The sequence below is a fragment of the Pseudomonas sp. GW822-FHT04C11 genome (genome assembly GCF_058800905.1).
Map to the genome: position 1 here is coordinate 85,929 of NZ_JBXAMS010000007.1, position 23,268 is coordinate 109,196.

General features: G+C 56.9%; 20 protein-coding genes. 13 read left to right on the plus strand and 7 right to left on the minus strand.

Features of this window, described 5'->3' with window-relative positions:
- The first annotated feature begins 10 nt into the window (after positions 1–10).
- Complete coding sequence (locus tag AC1RJ3_RS13600) at positions 11–781, plus strand: lysophospholipid acyltransferase family protein (RefSeq protein ID WP_347928503.1); 771 nt, start codon at positions 11–13, stop codon at positions 779–781.
- A 379-nt stretch (positions 782–1,160) separates the two neighbouring features.
- Here AC1RJ3_RS13600 and AC1RJ3_RS13605 read toward each other — a convergent pair whose 3' ends face one another.
- From AC1RJ3_RS13605 to AC1RJ3_RS13615, 3 genes are all read right to left on the minus strand, one after another.
- Positions 1,161–3,467 (minus strand): CHASE2 domain-containing protein, encoded by a 2,307-nt coding sequence (locus AC1RJ3_RS13605; RefSeq protein WP_493079264.1) that lies wholly within the window; start codon positions 3,465–3,467, stop codon positions 1,161–1,163.
- Between the two features lie 18 nt (positions 3,468–3,485).
- Entirely contained in the window at positions 3,486–4,487 is a 1,002-nt protein-coding gene (locus tag AC1RJ3_RS13610; protein ID WP_493079265.1) for a FecR family protein, read from the minus strand.
- A gap of 429 nt (positions 4,488–4,916) precedes the next feature.
- Complete coding sequence (locus AC1RJ3_RS13615) at positions 4,917–5,093, minus strand: hypothetical protein (RefSeq protein ID WP_158249100.1); 177 nt, start codon at positions 5,091–5,093, stop codon at positions 4,917–4,919.
- Positions 5,094–5,388: 295 nt separating this feature from the next.
- Here AC1RJ3_RS13615 and AC1RJ3_RS13620 point away from each other — a divergent pair, with 295 nt between their 5' ends.
- Positions 5,389–6,108: a response regulator transcription factor gene (locus tag AC1RJ3_RS13620; protein ID WP_493079266.1), complete on the plus strand. Its 720-nt coding sequence runs from the start codon at positions 5,389–5,391 to the stop codon at positions 6,106–6,108.
- Between the two features lie 79 nt (positions 6,109–6,187).
- Here the strand turns inward: AC1RJ3_RS13620 and gyrB are convergent, their stop codons facing one another.
- Genes gyrB through dnaA form a run of 4 tightly spaced genes read right to left on the minus strand, consistent with a single transcriptional unit; the run spans position 6,188 to position 12,394 of the window.
- Positions 6,188–8,605 carry a DNA topoisomerase (ATP-hydrolyzing) subunit B gene (gene gyrB / locus AC1RJ3_RS13625; RefSeq protein ID WP_019694408.1) on the minus strand — a complete coding sequence of 806 codons (2,418 nt, stop codon included), beginning with the start codon at positions 8,603–8,605 and terminating at the stop codon, positions 6,188–6,190.
- 4 nt (positions 8,606–8,609) lie between these two features.
- A complete protein-coding gene (gene recF / locus AC1RJ3_RS13630) occupies positions 8,610–9,713 on the minus strand; it encodes a DNA replication/repair protein RecF (protein WP_054594865.1) in 1,104 nt (367 codons plus the stop codon).
- Between the two features lie 20 nt (positions 9,714–9,733).
- Entirely contained in the window at positions 9,734–10,837 is a 1,104-nt protein-coding gene (gene dnaN / locus AC1RJ3_RS13635) for a DNA polymerase III subunit beta (RefSeq protein ID WP_044460382.1), read from the minus strand.
- 39 nt (positions 10,838–10,876) lie between these two features.
- Positions 10,877–12,394 carry a chromosomal replication initiator protein DnaA gene (dnaA, locus tag AC1RJ3_RS13640; RefSeq protein WP_493079267.1) on the minus strand — a complete coding sequence of 506 codons (1,518 nt, stop codon included), beginning with the start codon at positions 12,392–12,394 and terminating at the stop codon, positions 10,877–10,879.
- 565 nt (positions 12,395–12,959) lie between these two features.
- Here dnaA and rpmH point away from each other — a divergent pair.
- The 11 genes from rpmH (at position 12,960) to atpB (ending at position 23,170) form a co-directional block, all read left to right on the plus strand.
- Complete coding sequence (gene rpmH, locus AC1RJ3_RS13645) at positions 12,960–13,094, plus strand: 50S ribosomal protein L34 (RefSeq protein ID WP_003213577.1); 135 nt, start codon at positions 12,960–12,962, stop codon at positions 13,092–13,094.
- 16 nt (positions 13,095–13,110) lie between these two features.
- On the plus strand, positions 13,111–13,512 hold the full coding sequence (gene rnpA / locus AC1RJ3_RS13650; protein ID WP_031319651.1) for a ribonuclease P protein component: 402 nt from the start codon (positions 13,111–13,113) through the stop codon (positions 13,510–13,512).
- Positions 13,505–13,750 carry a membrane protein insertion efficiency factor YidD gene (yidD, locus tag AC1RJ3_RS13655; RefSeq protein WP_052966011.1) on the plus strand — a complete coding sequence of 82 codons (246 nt, stop codon included), beginning with the start codon at positions 13,505–13,507 and terminating at the stop codon, positions 13,748–13,750. Before rnpA ends, yidD begins: the two co-directional genes overlap by 8 nt.
- A gap of 2 nt (positions 13,751–13,752) precedes the next feature.
- Positions 13,753–15,435, plus strand: a complete 1,683-nt coding sequence (gene yidC, locus AC1RJ3_RS13660; protein ID WP_054594863.1) for a membrane protein insertase YidC — start codon at positions 13,753–13,755, stop codon at positions 15,433–15,435.
- Positions 15,436–15,514: 79 nt separating this feature from the next.
- Positions 15,515–16,885, plus strand: a complete 1,371-nt coding sequence (gene mnmE, locus AC1RJ3_RS13665) for a tRNA uridine-5-carboxymethylaminomethyl(34) synthesis GTPase MnmE (protein ID WP_054594862.1) — start codon at positions 15,515–15,517, stop codon at positions 16,883–16,885.
- 605 nt (positions 16,886–17,490) lie between these two features.
- Positions 17,491–19,389, plus strand: coding sequence for a tRNA uridine-5-carboxymethylaminomethyl(34) synthesis enzyme MnmG (mnmG, locus tag AC1RJ3_RS13670; protein WP_103314863.1), 1,899 nt, complete (start codon positions 17,491–17,493; stop codon positions 19,387–19,389).
- Positions 19,386–20,030, plus strand: a complete 645-nt coding sequence (gene rsmG, locus AC1RJ3_RS13675; protein ID WP_103314862.1) for a 16S rRNA (guanine(527)-N(7))-methyltransferase RsmG — start codon at positions 19,386–19,388, stop codon at positions 20,028–20,030. The genes mnmG and rsmG overlap by 4 nt, the downstream gene beginning before the upstream one ends.
- 18 nt (positions 20,031–20,048) lie before the next feature.
- Complete coding sequence (locus AC1RJ3_RS13680; protein ID WP_019694399.1) at positions 20,049–20,846, plus strand: ParA family protein; 798 nt, start codon at positions 20,049–20,051, stop codon at positions 20,844–20,846.
- Between the two features lie 9 nt (positions 20,847–20,855).
- Positions 20,856–21,728 carry a ParB/RepB/Spo0J family partition protein gene (locus AC1RJ3_RS13685; RefSeq protein ID WP_103314861.1) on the plus strand — a complete coding sequence of 291 codons (873 nt, stop codon included), beginning with the start codon at positions 20,856–20,858 and terminating at the stop codon, positions 21,726–21,728.
- A 148-nt stretch (positions 21,729–21,876) separates the two neighbouring features.
- Complete coding sequence (locus AC1RJ3_RS13690; protein WP_054594857.1) at positions 21,877–22,284, plus strand: F0F1 ATP synthase subunit I; 408 nt, start codon at positions 21,877–21,879, stop codon at positions 22,282–22,284.
- A 16-nt stretch (positions 22,285–22,300) separates the two neighbouring features.
- Positions 22,301–23,170 (plus strand): F0F1 ATP synthase subunit A, encoded by an 870-nt coding sequence (gene atpB / locus AC1RJ3_RS13695; protein ID WP_054594856.1) that lies wholly within the window; start codon positions 22,301–22,303, stop codon positions 23,168–23,170.
- The last annotated feature ends 98 nt before the right edge of the window (positions 23,171–23,268 follow it).

Below are 23,268 nucleotides of genomic sequence, written 5' to 3' on the forward strand. Positions count from 1 at the left end.
AAATGCCGCTATGTCGATCTTGCAGGCAATCAGAACCTTTCTTTTTTACCTGCTGCTGGGCACCAGCTCGTTGCTCTGGTGCAGCCTGAGCTTTTTTATCGCGCCTTTTTTACCGTTCAAGGCGCGCTACCGTTTCATCAACGTCTACTGGTGCCGCTGCGCGCTGTGGCTGAGCAAGGTGTTCCTGGACATTGACTACGAAGTCAAAGGCGCCGAGAACATCCCCGACCAGCCGTGTGTGATTCTCTCGAACCACCAGAGCACCTGGGAAACGTTCTTTCTGTCGGCCTACTTCGAGCCATTGAGCCAGGTGCTCAAGCGCGAACTGCTGTATGTGCCGTTCTTTGGTTGGGCGATGGCCATGCTGCGACCAATCGCCATTGACCGCGACAACCCGAAAGCCGCGCTCAAGCATGTGGCGAAGAAGGGCGATGAACTGCTCAAGGACAATGTCTGGGTGCTGATCTTCCCGGAAGGCACCCGCGTTCCGTTCGGTACCGTCGGCAAGTTCTCCCGTGGAGGCACGGCGTTGGCGGTCAATGCGCAGTTGCCTGTGCTGCCAATCGCGCATAACGCCGGCAAGTTCTGGCCGAAAACCGGTTGGCTGAAAACACCCGGCACCATCACCGTTGTCATCGGTGCACCGATGTATGCCGAAGGCACTGGCCCAAGGGCGATTGCCGAGCTCAACGACCGCGCTGCGGCCTGGAACGAGCAGACCCAGCGGGACATGGGTTCGCTACCGCCACTGCCTGCTGCGGCGGATAAAGAGACTGTCTGACGTTCTGTGGATAACCTGTGTACCGTTTTGTTGAAAAGCGTCTTATTTGTTAGCTAAATTTATGATTTATATAGATATTTCTTAAGCTCATAAAACGCAGGAAAACGTGCATAAGTTTTCGCGACGCAAAAAAAACCGGCTATTTGCGCCGGTTTTTTTATGCCTGTTTCAACCCCCGGTTATCACGCGATCCGTAGCAGCTGCCGAGCCTGCGAGGCTGCGTTCGGCTCGGTCCGCGCTCGGGCGGAGCAGTCGTAAAATCAGGTAACGCATTCTTTCAGGTAAACCGCATACACAGGATTTGCGAGGACTTCGCCCGATCGCGGTCCGCCTCGAACGCAGCCTCGCAGGCTCGACAGCTGCTACGGAGGGAAATGCTTCACTCCTCCAGCAACGGCAGTTGAACGCTGAACGTCGTACCTTGCCCAACCTGGCTTTCACAGAAAATCCGTCCCCCGTGGCGATCCACCACGGCCTTGACCATCGACAACCCCAGGCCCAGCCCCTCACTGCCTTGAGACGAAGCAAAGCGCCGGTACTGGCTGAACAGTTCCGGTAGTTCTTCGGCTGCAATACCTTTGCCCTGGTCGGCGATCTCGCAGGTCAACCAGCCCTGTGCACAACTGACCCGCACGCTGACTTGCGAACCTGCCGGGCTGTATTTGATGGCGTTTTCCAACAGGTTGAACAGCGCCCGGGTCAGCAACGACTGATCGGCCAGGACCATGCCTTCCGCTTCTTCATCCAGATCATGCAACAGCTCGATCTGCTTGAGTTGCGCGATACTCATCGCCTGATCAAACGCGTCAAGCACCAGCATCGCGAACATGCTCGGTTCGAACTGGTACGCCTCGGACTCGGCTTTGGCCAGCTGCACAAAAGCCTCGGTCAGGCTCAAGGCCTTGCGTACCTGCAACTCGATCTGGCTGAACAACTGCGCGTCACCCGTGCCTTGGTGATGCTGGACGTCGAGCAAGGCCAGAATCGCTGAATGAGGGGCGCGCAGGTCATGGGAAAGAAACCGCAGCAGCACCGCGCGCTGTTCCTCGGCATCGCGCTCGACGCTCAGATCCGTCAGGCTAAGCAACCAGCCAATCGCCGTTCCGCCTTCAGCCGGCAGCAATGGAGCCAGGTCCATACGCAAACTTCGCCCTTGGGTATCGCGAAACTCGTTGGTCTCAAGCGTCGACAACACAGGACTTCCCTGCTCGAGCAGCCCCGGATAACCAATCTCCGAGAGCCGTCGCAGCAGGTCTTCGCCGACCAGATCGCTGGCAAACAGCCCCCGCGCATTGCGGTTGGCCAGCAGGATCCGTCCGTTCGGATCGCTGATCAGCGTCGCCACCGGCAGGTATTCCAGACCGTCGGCGATGAAGCGTCGGGTATCGCGGGTCCGGCTCATCGCCTGTTCCAGCGCGACGATCTGCCCCTGCAATACATCACCGGCCGGTGACGGCGTGCGGCGGCGCTCTGGAAACACTTTCGGTTCGCTATCAAGCCGTGCCAGTTCCCAGCCGAAGTAAGCGAGCACTGCGCTCAAGCGGCGCCAGTTCCAAATCAAATACCCCAGCAGCATCCCCAGCAAACTGGCGCTGGGCGACCACCACCAACCGACTCGGAGCAACAGCGCCGAGGCGACCAATGCCATCACCACGCAGCCCAGGGTCAACCACAAGGCACGCCGTGGACGGAACAGTAGCAAGGCCAGCAGCAACGCGACGATGGCCGTCGACAACCCGACCGCCCAGCCATCGGCGAGCACCACGATGCTGCGCTGTTGCAGCAGTCCGTTGAGAATGTTGGCTTGAATCTCGATGCCCGGCGTGGTGCCAATGCTCGCTGATTGCGGTGTTACATAGCGGTCGCCCAACCCCGGCGCCGTAGAGCCAATCAGGATCAGGCGATCACGCAGCAGCTCGGGTGGCACTTCACCCCGCAGCACGCTCACGTAAGGAACGCTGGGAAAACCTGCATTTGCGCTGATAAAGGGAATTCGAATGCCGTTGGTTCGTTGCCAGCCTTGCACCGTTAATGCCAACGGCGAGCCGGGCAGGGTATCCGAACCTTCAGTGGTCGTCTCATAAAGCAGCCAGGCCAGTTGCGCCCTTGGATTACGCTCAGGGCCTTCGCGCAGGTACACGCTGCGTACGATGCCATCAGCGTCCGCCTCGGCGTTGATATGCCCGATACCTTTGGCACAGAGCCTCAACGGCGCCACGGGTTCGATTTCACCCAGCGGCAACCCATAACGGGCAACCCCTTCGCGCAGCAAAGGCACGAACACGTTGCCAGCCTGGCATGCGGCGTGTGCCAGGCGCAGGTCGTTGTCGGGAAGCTTGTCTGGCTCGCTAAAGATCACGTCAAACAGCACACCCTTGACCTTTGCAGCGCTGAGCCGATCCAGCAGGTCGGCGTGCAAGGTTCGCGACCAGGGCCACTGACCGAGTTGCTGCAGGCTGTAATCGTCGATGGTGACGATAAGGATTCGCGGGTCAACCGGAAGCGGACTCAGCCGACGCAGGTTGTCGTACAGCAGATTGCTCAGCGTCAGCCCATGGTTCAAGGACAGCAGCGCCGTCAATGGCAGCAGGATCAGGCTGACCCACAGCCATTCACGGACCATCCGATGAAACAGCCGCTGGGCCTGGGTCGGCTCGCGACCTTCCTTGCTTGGCCAGGGTTTCATCGACAATGGGCCGAGTCGTTATTGGACACGCGTGGTCCTGGGGTAATAGAAGATGTCATATACCCCGGTCTCTCCCTCAAGCCCCTGCTCGTCATACGCAGAGAGTCGAACATGGTAGAAAAACGCCTTCAATCCACTGAAGTCGATCTCTGGCGTGCTGGAAAACTGTTCCTGCTTGATGTTCAGGAAGTCTGTGTCGGTCGCCACTTGTGCCCGGTAGCGCGTGGCCCCGTTCAAGGGTTTCATGATCAACTGCCAGACCGGTGCGGGGCCGGTTTGGCCGGTCTGCCCCAACAACTGCGGTGCTGGCAACAGCTCGCTCGGCGTCAGCTTGCCTTCCTTCTGAATGCGTAACCCCTGGCGAGCCATGACCTGCACTTCATCTACCGGTTTTTCGGCTTTTTTCGCGAGTGGTTTGCCTGTGCGTTTTTTCGCTGGCGCATCAAGGTTTTCACCACGATCGACCGCCACCTGGCCATTCAGCACTTCGATCAGCGATTGCCCATTGTCGTTGTTTCGCACCCGAAAGTGGGTGCCTCGGACCCCAAGCACGCCGACCGGCGTCACAATCTGAAAACGATCATAGTCGCTGGCGCGCTTGATCACATACGACTCGACCTGACCTTGCTCAAGAATCACCTGAGGGACAAGGAGTTCTTCGTTTAATCGCAACGTGACCTGCGAACTGGACGGCAGAACGATACGTGATCCATCACCCAGCGACAGGCTGACGAACGCCGAAGGGGAGGTCTTCACGCCTTCCTGCTCGTCAACCGTCATCCCTTCTTCGAGCGCCACCTGATTGCCCTTGCGGTCGAGCTTCCAGGCTTCGCCCGTCAGGTGTTCGACAGTGGCGGGCAGGGGTTGTCCGCGGCATTGCTGGTTGTCATCGATATACGGCAAGCGCTTTGAGCTGAAGAACGCTGCGGATGCGCTCTGGGTCAATGGACTGACCAGGCCAATGACCAGTAACAGGCAGGTGCCCAGGTGGCGACAATGCAAAGAAGTCATTTGGCTCATTGGATTCGCTTTTCAGGCTTTTATTAGAATCTGGCCGATCATCTGATTCATCAGCCTTACGCACCTTACCCGACAGGGCTCTGCGGCAGATAGCCCACGTCTATGCATAACGTCCACATCCATTACAAAAGCAGTCGCGGATATCCATAAAGGCAAACAAATCGAAGAGGGGAGGAGGTGACACATCCGTGTGTCGGAACCGAGTCAGTATCAATCCGGTTTTACAATGTGAGACGGCACTCCTTTTTTCCCCCTGAACTGCAGACCGCAAGCGAACCGGCGATCGGCGGTCCCGCCAGGTTGGCGATGACACTCCCTGTGTCGGAGCACTTCCGAATGCTCCTGTGCCACTCAACGCTTGAGAATTTACCGACCCCGACGTTCGATGAGGCAATTCTCCACATTTGTTCAGAATTGCCCGAGTCCGCGTTAGAACACCCAGCGCTGCTGCTCTTCAGGAAGCCGCAGTGGCAACGGTTGCTCGCCGTCCGCAGGAGTGCTCACCGGTGCAAAGCCCCGTGAGTCACTGAACGCCACATTCACCACCGCTGGACTGAAATAGCGCTGTGTCACATGTTCATTCGGTGCTTCGCTGCTTGAACTCACAGCTTGCGAAGCAACTCCTATATAAGCCAAAAATGCCAATGACAGGCAGCGTGTCAGCGCCTTGTCCCTGGTCACCTTCACGATCAGTGTACGAACATTCCGACTGTTCCTCATCGCTGCGCCCTCGAGTCTTCGAGCTGATATCTGCCGATTGCCGGCCAATTGATATCAGCCTACCCAGACGCAAGGAACCTGGAGCAATTCACCACAATTGTTCAGATTCAAACAATCAGCCTAAACTCCGCACATAGGATTTTTTACCCATCGCACTCTACGAGATGAAGGAACGCCCCGCATGCGTGTCGCAATACTGGATGACGAACCCGCCGAGCTACGCCGGGTGGAACAGACACTGCGACAGATTCCCGGAGCCGGAGAGCAAGCGTGGACCTTGCACAGCTTCGAGCGCGGCGAAGACCTGCTACGCCAGCTTCGACGCGAGACGTTCGACCTGTTGATACTCGACTGGCAGCTGCCTGATATCAGCGGTCTATCGCTGCTGCGCTGGACCCGCGAACATATGGAGGCACCTCCCGCCGCGATCATGCTCACCAGCCGCGATGCGGAGAGTGACATCGTCCAGGCCTTGAACGCCGGCGCCGATGATTACGTCAGCAAGCCGTTCCGTCCCAATGAGCTCCAGGCCCGTGTCAGTGCCGTACTGCGCCGACACGGCTTGCAGCGCAATGCTGCCAGCGAAGTGCTGAGTTTCAACGATCTGAACTTCGATGACGCCGAACTGACGGTGACCCGCGCTGGAAAACCCATCAGCCTGACCGAACGGGAATACCGTCTGGCCCGCTGCCTGTTTGCCAACCTGGGCCGGCCGCTGTCGCGGGAATATCTCTACGAGCGTTTCTGGACCCATGAAGAGATGGTGTCTTCACGGCCACTGGATACGCACATCTACCGCCTGCGCAACAAGCTGGGGCTGACGGCCGATCGGGGTTGGCAGTTGCTGACGATCTATGGATATGGGTATCGGCTGGAAAGCGTCGCGGCTGCGAACGAGTAAAATCTCCAGCCGTTTCTTGTGAACAAAAAAAGGCCAACGCTGAGCGTTGGCCTTTTTTATTACTGCAGGTCGTACCAGATCAGAAGTCCAGGTTAGAGACTGCCAACGCGTTGCTTTCGATGAAGTCTCGGCGTGGTTCGACCGCATCACCCATCAGGGTGTTGAAGATCTGGTCCGCGCCAATGGCGTCTTCGATGGTCACTTTGAGCATCCGGCGCGAGCCTGGATCCATGGTGGTTTCCCACAGCTGATCCGGGTTCATCTCACCCAGACCTTTGTATCGCTGGATGGTATGACGCTTGGTGCTTTCGGCCATCAACCATTCAAGAGCTTCCTTGAACTCGGTGACGGCTTTCTTGCGCTCGCCGCGCTGAATGTAAGCGCCTTCGTCCAGCAAGGTGCTCAACTGAGCGCCCAGGGAGACGACGGTCTTGTAGTCGTTGCTGCCGAAGAAGTCGCGGTTGAAGGTGACGTAGTTCGACAGGCCGTGGGAGATCAGTTCGACCTCTGGCAACCAGACGTTACGTTCACGGTCTTCACGCAGGCTGGCTTTGTAGACCAGGCCGGATTTCTCGACGGTGCGCAGGCGAACTTCGTACTGGGCCAACCAGTTCTGCATCGCTGCGTGATCGGACAGTTGGTCCATGCTCACCGCTGGCAGGTAGATGAAGTGCTCGGTCAGCTCCTGCGGGTACAGGCGCGACAGACGCTTGAGGGTCTTCATTACCAGACGGAAGTCATTCACCAGACGCTCGAGGGCTTCGCCGGAGATACCCGGTGCTTCCTCGTTCAAGTGCAGGCTCGCATCTTCCAGGGCCGACTGCGTCATGTACTCTTCCATGGCGTCGTCGTCTTTGATGTATTGCTCTTGCTTGCCTTTCTTCACTTTGTACAACGGCGGCTGAGCGATATAGATGTAGCCACGCTCGATCAACTCCGGCAACTGACGGAAGAAGAAGGTCAGCAGCAGGGTACGGATGTGCGAACCGTCGACGTCAGCATCGGTCATGATGATGATGTTGTGATAACGCAGCTTGTCGATGTTGTACTCATCACGGCCGATGCCGCAGCCCAGCGCGGTGATCAAGGTGCCGACTTCTTGCGAAGAGATCATCTTGTCGAAACGAGCCTTCTCGACGTTCAGGATCTTGCCCTTGAGGGGCAGAATCGCCTGGGTCTTGCGGTTACGTCCCTGCTTGGCGGAACCGCCAGCAGAGTCACCTTCCACGAGGTACAGTTCGGACAGGGCAGGGTCTTTTTCCTGGCAGTCCGCCAGTTTGCCCGGCAGGCCGGCGATATCCAGCGCGCCTTTACGACGGGTCATCTCGCGAGCTTTACGCGCTGCTTCACGAGCACGGGCCGCATCGATCATCTTGCCGACAACCAGCTTGGCTTCGTTCGGGTTTTCCAGCAGGAAGTCGGAGAAGTATTTGCCCATTTCCTGTTCGACCGCGGTCTTCACTTCGGAAGAAACCAGCTTGTCTTTGGTCTGGGAGCTGAACTTGGGATCCGGCACCTTGACCGAAATGATCGCGGTCAGGCCTTCACGGGCATCGTCACCGGTGGTGGCGACTTTGTGCTTCTTCGCCAAGCCTTCTGCTTCGATGTAGGTGTTCAGGTTACGCGTCAGTGCCGAACGGAAACCCACCAGGTGAGTGCCGCCATCGCGCTGGGGAATGTTGTTGGTGAAGCACAACAGGTTCTCGTTGAAGCTGTCGTTCCACTGCAAGGCGATTTCCACGCCGATGCCGTCTTCACGCTGGACGTTGAAGTGGAACACCTGGTTGACCGGAGTCTTGTTGGTGTTCAGGTATTCAACGAATGCACGCAGGCCGCCTTCGTACTTGAACAGCTCTTCCTTGCCGCTGCGCTCGTCCTTGAGGACGATGCCGACACCGGAGTTGAGGAAGGACAGTTCACGAATCCGCTTGGCCAGAATGTCCCAGCTGAAGTGGATGTTCTTGAAGGTTTCAGCCGAAGGCTTGAAGTGGATCTGCGTACCGGTAGATCCGCTTTCGCCAACGATTTTCATCGGCTCTTGCGGAACACCGTGGACGTAAGTCTGTTCCCAGATTTTGCCGCTGCGGCGAACGGTCAGGATCAACTCTTCGGACAGGGCGTTTACAACCGACACACCTACACCGTGCAGACCGCCGGATACTTTGTAGGAGTTGTCATCGAATTTACCGCCGGCGTGCAGCACGGTCATGATGACCTCGGCCGCCGAGACGCCTTCTTCTTTATGCACGTCTACCGGGATGCCACGACCGTTGTCGCGCACGGTGATGGATTCGTCCGGGTGGATGATGATACTGATGTCGTCGCAATGACCAGCCAAAGCTTCGTCGATCGAGTTATCGACCACCTCGAACACCATGTGGTGCAGACCGCTGCCATCGTCGGTGTCACCAATGTACATACCGGGACGTTTGCGTACGGCATCCAGGCCTTTCAGCACTTTAATGCTCGTTGAGTCGTACGTATTTTCTTCGCTCATGCCTTCACTCCCGATGGTCGTGGGTCTGGGTGATACGGCCCTGTTCCACGTGGAACAGGGCGACTGGCGTTTCCGTCTGCCAGCCTTCCCTCAATAATTCATGATCTACACAGGTGATAAAAACCTGGCAGCGTAAGTCTTCCAGCAAACGGCAAAGCGCGCGGCGGTGCTGCTCATCCAGCTCGGACGGCAAGTCATCCACCAGATAAATACATTGGCCGCGCCGGGCCTGGCTGACCAAATGCCCTTGGGCAATCCGCAATGCACAAACCACCAACTTCTGCTGACCACGAGACAAGATGTCCGCGGCATTGTGTGCACCCAATCGAAGGCGCAAATCAGCGCGTTGTGGTCCGGCCTGGGTATGCCCCATTTGCTGATCCCGGTGAACGGACGCGGCGAGCACTGCACTCAGCTCTCGCTCTTTGTCCCAACCCCGGTAATAGCTAAGCGTTAAGCCCTCGAGTTCGACGAGTTCGCTCAAGGTCTGTTCAAAGACTGGTTTCAAGGCTTTGATATAAGCGCGGCGGTATTCATCAATTTCAGCGCTGGCCTGGCACAATTCTCTGTCCCAAACCGCTTGCGAAACGGCGTCAAGTGTACCATGCCGCAGCCAAGAGTTTCTCTGGCGCAGGGCCTTCTGCAAGCGCTGCCAGGTAGACATGAAACGTGGTTCCACGTGGAACACGCCCCAATCGAGAAACTGTCGGCGAATTTTCGGTGCGCCTTCCAACAGGCGGAAGCTGTCGGGGTTGATCAATTGCAGCGGCAGGATTTCTGCCAGTTGCGCAGCACTGCGGGCGTTCTGCCCGTCGATGCGAATCTGGAACTCCCCTTGGCGGTCCCGGGATATCCCCAGCGCGCTGTGTCCACCTTCGGCCAATTCGACCTGGCCAAACACCGTGCACGCTAACTGCTCGTACTGGATGACTGGTAAAAGGCGGCTGCTACGAAACGAACGGGCGAGCCCCAGCAGATGGATGGCTTCCAGAACACTGGTTTTGCCGCTGCCGTTGGCGCCGTACAGGATATTGATGCGGGGGGAGGGGGAGAAGGTCACCGGGTGCAGATTGCGCACCGCGGTGACCGAGACACGACTGAGGGACATCTAGCGTCTGCTGAACATGTTTACAGGCGCATCGGCATGACAACGTAAGCCGAGTCGTCGTTGTCGGACTCTTGCACCAGCGCACTGCTGTTGGAGTCAGACAGGATCAAACGCACTTGCTCAGTAGTCATCACGCCCAGCACGTCGAGCAGATAACTCACGTTGAAGCCGATTTCCAGCGAGCCCCCGTTGTACTCAACGCCAACCTCTTCTTCCGCCTCTTCCTGTTCCGGGTTGTTCGCCTGGATCTTCAGCTGACCGTTGGCCAGTTGCAGGCGAATGCCGCGGTACTTCTCGTTGGACAGAATCGCGGTACGGCTGAACGCTTCACGCAGTGCCTGACGATCGCCCAATACCAGCTTGTCGCCACCTTTGGGCAGAACGCGCTCGTAATCAGGGAATTTGCCGTCGACCAGTTTCGAGGTAAAGGTGAACTCGCCGGTGGTGGCGCGAATATGGTGCTGGCCCAGAACGATGCTGACATTGCCATCCGGCTCGGTCAGCAAGCGCGCCAGTTCCAGAATACCTTTACGTGGAACGATCACCTGGTGACGATCCGGCTGGCCGATGTCAGCCTGCATCGAGCACATGGCCAGACGGTGACCGTCGGTGGCCACGGCGCGGATGATGCCCGCCGAGACTTCCAGCAACATGCCGTTAAGGTAGTAGCGAACGTCCTGCTGAGCCATGGCGAAACTGGTACGTTCGATCAAACGACGCAGTTTGCTCTGCTCCAGACTGCAGGTCAGCGAGCCCGGGCCTTCTTCCACTGTCGGGAAATCGTTGGCTGGCAACGTCGACAGGGTAAAGCGGCTACGGCCGGCTTTCACGACGAGTTTCTGCTCATCGACCTTGATGTCGATCAGCGCGTCGTTCGGCAGGCTCTTGCAGATGTCCATCAGCTTACGCGCCGGGACAGTGATTTCGCCCGGCTCGGCCGGTTCTTCGAGTTGCACACGACCGACCAGCTCGACTTCCAGGTCGGTACCGGTCAGCGACAACTGCTGGCCTTCGACAACCAGCAGCACGTTGGAAAGCACCGGCAAGGTCTGTCGGCGCTCGACGACGCCTGCGACCAGTTGCAGGGGTTTCAACAGGGCTTCGCGTTGAATGGTGAAATGCATGGTCTAGTCCCTTGCCTTAATTAGCTGCGCTGGTGTTCATCAAGTGGTCAGTGTACGCAGCAGGTTCTTGTAGTCCTCGCGGATGTCCGCGTCGGATTCCTTAAGTTCGTTGATCTTGCGGCATGCGTGCAAAACCGTGGTGTGGTCGCGACCGCCAAATACGTCGCCGATTTCCGGCAAACTGTGGTTGGTCAGTTCCTTGGACAGCGCCATGGCCACTTGCCGTGGACGTGCGACCGAACGCGAACGGCGCTTGGACAGCAAATCCGAAATCTTGATCTTGTAGTACTCAGCGACCGTGCGCTGAATGTTATCCACAGAGACCAGTTTGTCCTGAAGCGCCAACAGGTCCTTCAAGGATTCGCGAATCAACTCGATGGTGATATCGCGGCCCATGAAGTGCGAGTGGGCGATTACGCGTTTGAGCGCGCCTTCGAGTTCACGGACGTTGGAACGAATACGCTGGGCGATAAAGAACGCAGCATCGTGCGGTAGGTCGACTTTGGCCTGGTCGGCTTTCTTCATCAGAATCGCGACGCGGGTTTCCAGCTCCGGCGGCTCGACGGCGACCGTCAGGCCCCAGCCGAAGCGCGACTTCAAGCGCTCTTCAAGGCCTTCGATTTCTTTCGGATAACGGTCACTGGTGAGGATGACCTGTTGGCCACCTTCAAGCAGGGCGTTGAACGTGTGGAAGAACTCTTCCTGGGAACGTTCCTTGCGGGCGAAAAACTGAATGTCATCGATAAGCAGCGCATCGACCGAACGGTAGAAGCGTTTGAACTCGTTGATAGCATTCAGCTGCAACGCCTTGACCATGTCGGCCACGAAGCGCTCGGAATGCAGGTACACGACCTTGGCATTCGGGTTCTTCTTTAATAGGTGGTTACCCACAGCGTGCATCAAGTGGGTTTTACCCAAGCCAACGCCGCCATACAGGAACAGCGGGTTGTAACCGTGCTTGGGATTGTCCGCGACCTGCCAGGCTGCCGCACGGGCCAGTTGGTTGGACTTACCTTCGACAAAGTTCTCGAAGGTAAAGGTGCGGTTCAGGTAACTGGTGTGCTTGAGCGCGCCTTCGACCTGCACGGTGCGTTGTTCTGCACGTACCGGGGCCTGTTGCGAGCTGGCGCCGGCCATTGGGTCGAAGCTGTCGCGAGACGGTTCTTCGCTGACCTCGGCGGTTTTTTGTGTTGCTCGCTTGGTCGACGTGGCAGGTGCAGGCGCACTGACGGGTACAGGTGCAGCCGCGGCCTGGGCTTGAGACGCCGCTGCGGCCAACGGTGCATTCGGCGCAGCACGAGGTGCTGAACTGCGTTTGCTGCCTATTAATAAGGAAAGCGCCGGCGCCATGCCATTGCCGTGCTCATCCAGCAGCTCGAGCACGCGGCTCAGGTACTTTTCGTTGACCCAGTCGAGAACAAAACGATTCGGTGCGTAGACACGCAACTCGTCGCCTTCGGCTTCGACCTGTAGTGGACGGATCCAAGTGTTGAATTGTTGGGCAGGCAGCTCATCGCGCAAAAGCTCCACGCACTGCTGCCAAAGTTCCACTGACACGGATATCCCCTAAGTTGAAAGCCGGTGAGGCAAAAACAAGCGGCCATTGTAGCGACCAGACGCCGACTTATCCACACGTAGGTTGCTCACGGGTGTCGAAGAATCAACGCTTTATACGTAAAAAAGACGACCAATGGTCTGTGCATAAGCCCTGTGGATAAACCTACCTAAGCTCATTGTACAAGTGGGGGGCAAACCCGGTGGATAACCTGCCTGTGGATAACCACCCATTCCACACACAGCTTATCCGACAGCGCAGCACAGGCTGACCACCGTTTTCCACTGTAGTTGTCATTCTCTGTACAGCACGGAATAGAAGGGCTAAAGGTAGTTATCCACAGAGGATGGCAGGCCTAGCTTTTATAAGCTTTACAGAAAAGCTTTAAATAATTCCCTTCTTTATTTTTATATCTAGCTGTCCACCTTTCAAGGACGAACCCTTCGGATATCCATTTAAAGGAAACGTTGGTTGGAAATTGACCTAGAGGCTTGCTTTCTCTAGAATCCCCGGTCTCTTAAAACGGGGGCCATTCCGGCCCGTTGTGGACGAACCAGGTAACACGACATGAAACGTACTTTCCAACCAAGCACTATCAAACGCGCTCGTACCCACGGTTTCCGTGCTCGCATGGCTACCAAGAACGGCCGTGCCGTCCTGTCGCGTCGTCGCGCCAAAGGTCGTGCGCGTCTGGCAGTTTGATAATCCGGTACTGGAGGTGAGTCAGGACTTCAGTCGGGAAAAGCGTTTGCTTACCCCCCGGCATTTCAAGGCAGTCTTTGACTCCCCTACCGGCAAGGTTCCGGGGAAAAATCTCCTGCTCCTTGCACGCACCAACGATCTCGATCACCCCCGCCTAGGGCTGGTTATCGGGAAAAAGAGTGTGAAGCTCTCCGTTGAGCGCAATCGCCTCAAGCGTTTGATGCGCGAATCATTTCGCCTCCACCAGGATTCTCTGGTTGGTTGGGATATCGTTATCGTCGCGCGCAAAGGTTTGGGTGATGTAGAAAACCCCGAATTGATTCAGCATTTCGGCAAACTCTGGAAACGTCTGGCACGCAGCACGCCGGTACCAGCAGTCAAAACCGAAACTGTAGGGGTAGACAGCACTGATGCGTAAACTGGCGCTCGTTCCGATCCAGTTTTATCGCTATGCCATTAGTCCTTTGATGGCCAGCCACTGTCGTTTCTACCCCAGTTGTTCCTGCTACGCGTATGAAGCCATAGAAAATCATGGCCTTCTGCGCGGTGGCTGGCTGACCTTTCGTCGTTTAGGTCGCTGTCATCCGTGGAATCCCGGTGGTTATGACCCGGTTCCATCTATCCCTACCTCCCGTTCTTCTTCGATGGCCGAGTAATCATGGATATTAAACGCACGATCCTGATCGTCGCCCTGGCAATCGTGTCCTACGTTATGGTTCTGAAATGGAACCAGGACTATGGTCAGGCTGCCCTGCCGACTCAGAATGTTGCTTCCAATCAGGCTGCCCCGGCTATTCCGGACACGCCACTTGGTAACAATGCTGCCGCCAGTGCCGATGTACCCAGCGCGAATACCGATATCAGTGCCCCTGCCGCAACGCCGGTAGTCACCAATAAAGATCTCATCCATGTCAAAACGGATGTGCTCGAACTGGCTATCGATCCTCAAGGTGGTGATATCGCCCAGCTGATGCTGCCGCTGTATCCACGTCGTCAGGACCATCCGGAAATTCCGTTCCAGCTGTTTGATAACGGCGGCGAACGTACTTACCTGGCTCAAAGCGGCCTGACCGGTACCAACGGTCCGGATGCTCGTGCTACCGGTCGTCCGGTTTACTCGACCGAACAGAAGACTTATCAACTGGCTGATGGCCAGAACCAGCTCAACGTTGACCTGAAATTCAGCGACGCTGGCGTCAATTACATCAAGCGCTTCAGCTTTACTCGCGGTCTGTACGATCTGAAAGTCACTTATCTGATCGACAACACCAGCGATAAAGCCTGGACGGGCAACCTGTTTGCCCAGCTCAAGCGCGATGCAAGTGCCGATCCTTCTTCGACTACCGCTACCGGTACTGCGACTTACCTGGGCGCTGCCCTGTGGACAAGTGCAGAGCCGTACAAAAAAGTGTCGATGAAAGATATCGACAAAGCGTCGTTGAAAGAAACCGTTAACGGTGGCTGGGTCGCCTGGCTGCAACACTACTTCGTGACTGCCTGGATTCCAGCCAAGAACGACAGCAACGTGGTGCAGACTCGCAAAGACAGCCAAGGCAACTACATCATCGGTTTCACTGGCCCGGTATTGTCCGTTGCGCCAGGTGCCAAGGCTGAAACCAGCGCTACGTTGTACGCAGGTCCGAAAAGCCAGGCGATACTGAAAGAGTTATCCCCAGGTCTGGAACTGACGGTCGACTACGGCATTCTGTGGTTCATCGCCCAGCCGATCTTCTGGCTGTTGCAACATATCCACGCGATCGTTGGTAACTGGGGCTGGTCGATCATCTTCCTGACCATGCTGATCAAGGGGATCTTCTTCCCGCTGTCGGCTGCCAGCTACAAATCCATGGCGCGCATGCGTGCAGTGGCACCGAAACTGGCTGCGCTGAAAGAGCAACATGGCGATGACCGGCAGAAAATGTCGCAAGCCATGATGGAGCTGTACAAGAAAGAGAAGATCAATCCACTGGGTGGTTGCTTGCCAATCCTCGTGCAGATGCCGGTTTTCCTTTCGCTGTACTGGGTACTTCTGGAAAGCGTGGAAATGCGCCAGGCACCGTTCATGCTGTGGATTACTGACCTGTCGATCAAGGATCCGTTCTTCATTCTGCCGATCATCATGGGCGCAACCATGTTCATCCAGCAGCAGCTGAACCCGACTCCTCCGGATCCGATGCAGGCCAAGGTGATGAAGCTGATGCCAATCATCTTCACCTTCTTCTTCCTGTGGTTCCCTGCGGGTCTGGTGCTGTACTGGGTTGTGAACAACTGCCTGTCCATCACCCAACAGTGGTACATCACACGTAAGATTGAAGCGGCTACCAAAAAAGCGGCTGCATAACTTACTCTGTGGGTAACCACTCAAAACGCCCCCTAGTGGGGCGTTTTGCTATCCGTCATTTTTATCTGGATATCGAATCATGAGCACTCCTCGTGAAACCATTGCCGCCGTCGCCACTGCTCAAGGCCGTGGCGGTGTCGGTATCGTCCGTATTTCCGGTCCGCTGGCGAGTGTTGCGGCGAAAGCCATCAGCGGTCGCGAACTGAAACCACGGTTCGCCCATTACGGCCCGTTTCTCAGTGAAAACGAGGATGTGCTGGACGAAGGCATCGCCTTGTATTTCCCTGGACCGAATTCATTCACCGGTGAAGATGTACTGGAACTCCAGGGCCATGGTGGTCCGATCGTTCTGGATATGTTGCTGCAGCGCTGCCTGCAATTGGGTTGCCGTCTGGCCCGGCCGGGTGAATTCAGCGAACGCGCGTTCCTCAACGACAAACTCGACCTGGCCCAGGCCGAAGCCATCGCCGATTTGATCGAAGCGAGTTCTGCACAGGCAGCCCGAAATGCACTGCGTTCGTTGCAAGGCGCATTTTCGCAGCGTGTGCATAACCTCACCGAGCAATTGATTGCACTGCGGATCTACGTTGAGGCGGCAATCGACTTCCCTGAAGAAGAAATCGACTTCCTTGCCGATGGCCACGTGCTGAAGATGCTCGATGCGGTGCGCGACGAGTTATCCACCGTATTGCGTGAAGCCGGGCAGGGCGCATTGCTGCGTGATGGCATGACCGTGGTGATTGCCGGTCGCCCTAACGCCGGAAAATCCAGCCTGCTCAATGCATTGGCCGGCCGTGAAGCCGCGATTGTTACCGAGATTGCCGGCACGACCCGGGACATCCTGCGCGAACATATCCACATCGATGGTATGCCTCTGCATGTGGTCGACACCGCTGGTTTGCGCGACACCGAAGACCAGGTCGAGAAAATCGGTGTGGAACGGGCATTGAAAGCCATCAGCGAGGCAGATCGGGTGTTGCTGGTGGTTGATGCCACTGCGCCTGAAGCGCTCGATCCTTTTGCCTTGTGGCCTGAATTCCTCGAGCAACGCCCGGATCCGGCCAAAGTGACCTTGATCCGCAACAAGGCAGACCTGACCGGAGAAGCGATAGCGCTGGAAGTCAGTGAAGATGGCCACGTGACCATCAGCTTGAGCGCCAGGTCTGCTGGCGAAGGCCTGGAACTGCTGCGTGACCATCTCAAGGCCTGCATGGGCTATGAGCAAACCTCGGAAAGCAGCTTCAGCGCGCGCCGGCGTCACCTGGAAGCCCTGCGCCATGCCAGTGCTTCACTCGAACATGGTCGCGCACAGCTGACTTTGGCTGGTGCCGGAGAGTTGCTGGCTGAAGATTTGCGTCAGGCACAGCAGTCGTTGGGTGAAATTACCGGCGAATTCAGCTCCGACGACCTGTTGGGCAGGATCTTTTCCAGCTTTTGTATCGGTAAATAACCTCACCTCTCCCTCCGTAGGAGCCGAGCTTGCTCGCGAGGCGGCGTGTCTGACACACCGTGTTGCTTAAATCGCAGGCAAGCCAGCTCCCACGAATCCGTGTATCCCCCAGATTTTTCGCATTGCCGAGCGGCATCGATCGCTTCGGTGGTTTTTCCGTGGGCGGAATTTGCTCCATTCAGCGCTTTTCTGTGGATTAAGCCCTGTGAATAACTGCCACTGAGCACGGTTGATAACAGGGCTTCAAAACTGAGGAAAACCACCTCTGTGGATAACCACCCCATTCATCCACAGGCTTACACCGGTTATCCAAGGGCCTCCTTGGCACATGATCACAGGCTTTCATTCCTCTGTACACCTTGAAAATAAAGGGCTACAGAAATCTATCCACAGAAAAGGTGCTCTATAGAAATAAACATAAAAACAAAGATTTAATAAATTTCTTTCTTTTTAATTTCTATTGTCCGTGACTTACCCACAGCTGGTTAAATTTTGTGCAAAGGGTTCTTTAGGAAGGGCGAAGTCCCTATACTTGTCGACCAGGTCCGAAAACCTGAGCTCAAACTATTCCTGATTACCCAACTGAAGCAGGCACGAGGTGCGTGGTGGATTTCCCTTCCCGTTTTGAAGTGATCGTCATCGGCGGCGGTCATGCCGGTACCGAGGCAGCACTTGCATCAGCACGTATGGGGGCAAAAACCCTGTTGCTGACGCATAACGTGGAAACCCTCGGAGCAATGAGCTGCAACCCCGCGATTGGCGGGATCGGCAAAAGCCATCTGGTCAAGGAAATCGATGCCCTTGGCGGTGCGATGGCCATGGCTACCGATAAAGGTGGTATTCAATTTCGCGTCTTGAACAGCCGCAAAGGCCCAGCCGTGCGCGCTACTCGCGCCCAGGCCGATCGCGTTCTGTACAAGGCCGCTGTACGCGAGATTCTCGAGAACCAGCCGAACCTGTGGATATTTCAACAGGCCGCCGACGACCTGATCGTCGAACAGGAGCAAGTGCGTGGTGTTGTCACCCAAATGGGCCTGCGGTTCTTCGCAGATTCCGTGGTGTTGACCACTGGCACGTTCCTCGGTGGACTTATCCACATCGGTTTGCAGAATTTTTCCGGCGGTCGCGCCGGTGATCCACCATCGATCGCACTGGCTCACCGTCTGCGTGAACTGCCATTGCGTGTGGGTCGTTTGAAAACCGGTACTCCGCCGCGTATCGACGGCCGCTCTGTGGATTTCTCGGTGATGACCGAGCAACCGGGCGATACGCCGATCCCGGTGATGTCGTTCATGGGCAACAAGGAACAGCATCCACAGCAGGTCAGTTGCTGGATTACCCATACGAATGCGCGTACCCACGAAATCATTGCCGCGAACCTCGACCGTTCGCCTATGTACTCCGCTGCCGGTGAGATCGAAGGCATCGGCCCGCGTTACTGCCCGTCGATCGAAGACAAGATTCACCGCTTTGCCGACAAGGAAAGCCATCAGGTCTTCATCGAGCCGGAAGGTTTGACCACCCACGAGCTGTACCCGAACGGGATATCCACATCCTTGCCGTTCGACGTGCAATTGCAGATCGTGCAATCGATTCGCGGCATGGAAAACGCCCATATCGTTCGCCCGGGCTACGCCATCGAGTACGACTACTTCGATCCGCGCGACCTGAAGTACAGCCTCGAAACCAAAGTTATTGGTGGTCTGTTCTTCGCCGGACAAATCAACGGCACCACCGGTTACGAAGAAGCCGGGGCCCAAGGTTTGCTGGCCGGGGCCAACGCAGCATTGCGTGCCCAGGGCAAAGACAGCTGGTGCCCGCGTCGCGACGAAGCGTACATCGGCGTATTGGTCGACGACCTGATTACCCTGGGGACCCAGGAACCGTATCGGATGTTCACGTCCCGCGCCGAATACCGTTTGATCCTGCGCGAAGACAACGCCGACCTGCGCTTGACCGAAAAAGGTCGCGAGCTGGGTCTGGTGGACGACGTGCGCTGGGCGGCTTTCTGCAAAAAACGCGAAAGCATCGAAGTGGAAGAGCAACGCCTGAAAAGCACCTGGGTTCGCCCCGGTACGGAGCAGGGCGATGCGATTGCCGAAAAGTTCGGCACGCCGCTGACCCACGAATACAACTTGCTGAACCTGCTGACCCGTCCGGAAATCGACTACGCTGGTCTGATCTCGGTGACCGGCGCCGGTGCAGAAGATCCACAGGTCGCCGAGCAGGTCGAAATCAAGACCAAATACGCCGGTTACATCGACCGTCAGCAGGATGAAATTGCTCGCCTGCGGGCCAGTGAAGACACCAAATTGCCTGTGGATATCGATTACACGAACATCTCCGGTCTCTCCAAAGAGATCCAGAGCAAGCTCGGCGCGACCCGTCCAGAGACCCTGGGCCAGGCTTCGCGGATACCGGGCGTGACCCCGGCAGCGATTTCGCTGTTGATGATTCATTTGAAAAAACGCGGCGCGGGCCGTCAGTTGGAGCAAAGCGCTTGAGTTCGTTGGTCACCTCGCAACATGCCGAAGAGTTATCCACAGGTGCTCGCCAGCTCGGTGTGAGCCTGACAGAAACCCAGCACGCACAGCTGCTGGGTTATCTGGCCCTGTTGATCAAATGGAACAAGGCTTACAACCTGACCGCCGTGCGTGATCCGGACGAAATGGTTTCGCGGCACCTGCTCGACAGCCTGAGCGTGATGTCCTTCATCGAAAACGGTCGCTGGCTGGATGTTGGCAGTGGCGGCGGCATGCCGGGTATTCCACTGGCGATCCTGTTTCCCGAGTCGCAAGTGACGTGCCTGGACAGCAACGGCAAGAAAACCCGCTTCCTGACTCAGGTCAAACTCGAACTCAAACTGGATAACCTGCAAGTTATCCACAGTCGCGTCGAAGCCTTCACGCCTGAACTGCCGTTCAACGGGATTATTTCCCGGGCATTCAGCAGCATGGAGAACTTCAGCAACTGGACTCGCCACTTGGGCGATAGCGACACGCGTTGGCTGGCAATGAAGGGCGTTCATCCCGCCGATGAGCTGGTAGCATTGCCGGCAGACTTCCACCTCGATAGCGAACATGCCCTGGCCGTACCCGGTTGCCAAGGCCAACGCCATCTGCTGATACTGCGCCGCAGGGCATGATTGGGAACACAAGCAAGAATGGCTAAGGTATTCGCGATAGCGAACCAAAAGGGTGGTGTGGGCAAGACCACCACCTGCATCAACCTCGCAGCATCCCTGGTCGCGACCAAGCGTCGGGTGTTGTTGATCGATCTTGATCCACAGGGCAACGCCACCATGGGTAGCGGTGTGGATAAACACGGCCTGGAAAACTCGGTCTACGACCTGTTGATCGGCGAATGCGACCTGGCTCAGGCCATGCACTTCTCCGAACACGGTGGTTACCAGTTGTTGCCGGCCAACCGCGATTTGACCGCGGCTGAAGTCGTTCTGCTGGAAATGCAGATGAAGGAAAGCCGTCTGCGCAGCGCTTTGGCGCCGATCCGTGAGAACTACGATTACATTTTGATCGACTGCCCACCTTCGCTGTCGATGCTCACGCTCAATGCTCTGGTTGCTTCCGACGGGGTAATTATCCCCATGCAGTGCGAGTATTTTGCGCTCGAAGGGTTGAGCGACCTTGTGGATAACATCAAGCGTATCGCTGAGCTGCTGAACCCGAACCTGAAAATCGAAGGCCTGCTGCGGACTATGTACGACCCGCGCCTGAGCCTGATGAACGATGTGTCGGCGCAGCTCAAGGAACACTTCGGCGAGCAACTGTACGACACCGTGATACCGCGCAACATCCGTCTGGCCGAAGCGCCAAGTTATGGCATGCCGGCGTTGGCCTATGACAAACAATCCCGTGGCGCACTGGCCTATCTGGCCCTGGCGGGCGAGATGGTTCGTCGTCAACGCAAAAATTCACGCATTGCCGCTGCTCAGGCAACTTAAGGAATCCCCATGGCCGTCAAGAAACGAGGTCTCGGACGTGGACTGGATGCACTGCTGAGTGGTCCGACCGTCAGTTCGCTTGAAGAGCTGGCGGTGCAGGCCGATCAGCGTGAGCTGCAACACCTGCCGCTGGACCTGATCCAGCGCGGCAAGTACCAGCCGCGTCGGGATATGGATCCCCAGGCGCTGGAAGAACTGGCACAGTCGATCAAGGCCCAAGGCGTGATGCAGCCGATCGTGGTTCGCCCGATCGGTGCTGGCCGCTTTGAAATCATCGCCGGTGAACGCCGCTGGCGTGCCAGCCAGCAGGCTGGCCAGGAAACCATCCCGGCGATGGTGCGCGATGTGCCGGATGAAACCGCAATCGCCATGGCGCTGATCGAGAACATTCAGCGCGAAGACCTCAATCCGATCGAGGAAGCGGTCGCCCTGCAGCGTTTGCAGCAGGAATTCCAGCTGACTCAGCAGCAAGTTGCCGAGGCTGTGGGTAAATCCCGCGTGACGGTGGCCAACTTGTTGCGCCTGATTGCATTGCCGGAAGTCATCAAGACCATGTTGTCCCACGGCGACCTGGAAATGGGTCATGCCCGGGCTTTGCTCGGGTTGCCGGAAAATCAACAGGTCGAGGGGGCGCGACATGTTGTCGCACGTGGCCTCACCGTGCGCCAGACCGAGGCCCTGGTTCGCCAGTGGTTGAGTGGTAAACCGGCGCCTGCCGAACCCTCGAAACCGGACCCGGATATCGCTCGTCTCGAACAACGCCTGGCAGAGCGCCTAGGCTCTGCGGTGCAGATCCGCCACGGGAAGAAGGGCAAAGGACAGTTGGTGATTGGCTACAACTCCCTTGACGAGCTTCAAGGCGTCCTCGCACATATCCGCTGAAACATTTCCTCATGTAGCGCGACGTTCGAAATCACTACCTGACAGTTGAATAGGGGCTGAACCGCCCCTATACTCTGCGCGCATTTTGTCGGCACAAATTATGCCAAGTTATTGAATTCTGGCAGCCGGCCTTTGAGGAGCAAAAGTGATGGAAACCCGCACGCCAAACCGCTTGCCGTTCCATCGCTTGGCGGTTTTTCCCGTGTTATTGGCGCAATTTGTCGTTTTGCTGCTTGCAGCGACGGCGCTCTGGCGATGGCATGGAGTCGTAGCCGGATACTCAGGACTCTGCGGAGGTCTGATAGCCTTGCTTCCCAATGTTTATTTCGCTCACAGGGCATTTCGGTTTTCCGGCGCCCGAGCAGCTCAAGCCATTGTCCGGTCTTTTTATGCCGGCGAGGCAGGCAAACTGATTTTGACGGCAGTGCTCTTTGCATTGACGTTCGCAGGTGTGAAGCCACTGGCGCCGCTAGCTGTATTCGGCGTCTTCGTGCTGACCCAACTGGTCAGCTGGTTCGCTCCCCTGCTGATGAGAACAAGACTTTCGAGACCTTAGGGCGTTTGAGGCAACCATGGCAGCAGAATCCGCTTCGGGCTATATCCAGCACCACTTGCAAAACCTGACCTTCGGTCAGCTACCTACCGGCGGCTGGGGTTTTGCCCACACCGCAGCAGAAGCCAAGGCAATGGGCTTTTGGGCTTTCCACGTCGATACCCTCGGCTGGTCGGTCGCGTTGGGGCTGATCTTCGTTCTTCTTTTCCGCATGGCGGCGAAGAAGGCGACTTCCGGCGTACCAGGCGCCTTGCAGAACTTCGTTGAAGTATTGGTCGAATTCGTCGACAGCAGCGTGAAAGACAGCTTCCATGGCCGTAGCCCGGTGGTTGCACCTTTGGCACTGACCATCTTCGTCTGGGTGTTCATGATGAACGCCATCGACCTGGTACCGGTCGACTGGATCCCGCAACTGGCTGCGGCCATTTCCGGCAACCACGAGATTCCGTTCCGCGCCGTATCGACCACCGACCCGAACGCTACGCTGGCCATGGCCTTCTCGGTGTTCGCGCTGATCATTTTCTACAGCATCAAAATCAAGGGCATCGGCGGCTTTATCGGCGAACTGACCCTGCACCCGTTCGGCAGCAAGAACATTTTTGTTCAGGCGCTGCTGATTCCGGTGAACTTCCTGCTGGAATTCGTGACGCTGATTGCCAAGCCAATCTCGCTGGCACTGCGTCTGTTCGGCAACATGTACGCTGGCGAGCTGGTGTTTATCCTGATCGCCGTGATGTTCGGCAGCGGCCTGCTCTGGCTTAGCGGCCTGGGCATTGTGCTGCAGTGGGCGTGGGCTGTGTTCCACATCCTGATCATCACCCTGCAGGCGTTTATCTTCATGATGCTGACCATCGTCTACCTGTCGATGGCGCACGAAGAGAACCATTAAGACCGGCTTCGGCTAGTCTGATGTCCCTCTCGCCTCGGCGAGAGGGGGCCCGTACCGGGCTCGATGAAACGATTTGTTTTACCGCTTTAATCTAAAAA

Coding starts and splice junctions, on each gene's coding strand:
- AC1RJ3_RS13600 (WP_347928503.1), top strand. CDS start 11: ATGTCGATCTTGCAGGCAATCAGAACCTTTCTTTTTTACCTGCTGCTG.
- AC1RJ3_RS13605 (WP_493079264.1), bottom strand. CDS start 3,467: ATGAAACCCTGGCCAAGCAAGGAAGGTCGCGAGCCGACCCAGGCCCAG.
- AC1RJ3_RS13610 (WP_493079265.1), bottom strand. CDS start 4,487: ATGAGCCAAATGACTTCTTTGCATTGTCGCCACCTGGGCACCTGCCTG.
- AC1RJ3_RS13620 (WP_493079266.1), top strand. CDS start 5,389: ATGCGTGTCGCAATACTGGATGACGAACCCGCCGAGCTACGCCGGGTG.
- gyrB (WP_019694408.1), bottom strand. CDS start 8,605: ATGAGCGAAGAAAATACGTACGACTCAACGAGCATTAAAGTGCTGAAA.
- recF (WP_054594865.1), bottom strand. CDS start 9,713: ATGTCCCTCAGTCGTGTCTCGGTCACCGCGGTGCGCAATCTGCACCCG.
- dnaN (WP_044460382.1), bottom strand. CDS start 10,837: ATGCATTTCACCATTCAACGCGAAGCCCTGTTGAAACCCCTGCAACTG.
- rpmH (WP_003213577.1), top strand. CDS start 12,960: ATGAAACGTACTTTCCAACCAAGCACTATCAAACGCGCTCGTACCCAC.
- yidD (WP_052966011.1), top strand. CDS start 13,505: ATGCGTAAACTGGCGCTCGTTCCGATCCAGTTTTATCGCTATGCCATT.
- yidC (WP_054594863.1), top strand. CDS start 13,753: ATGGATATTAAACGCACGATCCTGATCGTCGCCCTGGCAATCGTGTCC.
- mnmE (WP_054594862.1), top strand. CDS start 15,515: ATGAGCACTCCTCGTGAAACCATTGCCGCCGTCGCCACTGCTCAAGGC.
- AC1RJ3_RS13680 (WP_019694399.1), top strand. CDS start 20,049: ATGGCTAAGGTATTCGCGATAGCGAACCAAAAGGGTGGTGTGGGCAAG.
- AC1RJ3_RS13685 (WP_103314861.1), top strand. CDS start 20,856: ATGGCCGTCAAGAAACGAGGTCTCGGACGTGGACTGGATGCACTGCTG.
- AC1RJ3_RS13690 (WP_054594857.1), top strand. CDS start 21,877: ATGGAAACCCGCACGCCAAACCGCTTGCCGTTCCATCGCTTGGCGGTT.
- atpB (WP_054594856.1), top strand. CDS start 22,301: ATGGCAGCAGAATCCGCTTCGGGCTATATCCAGCACCACTTGCAAAAC.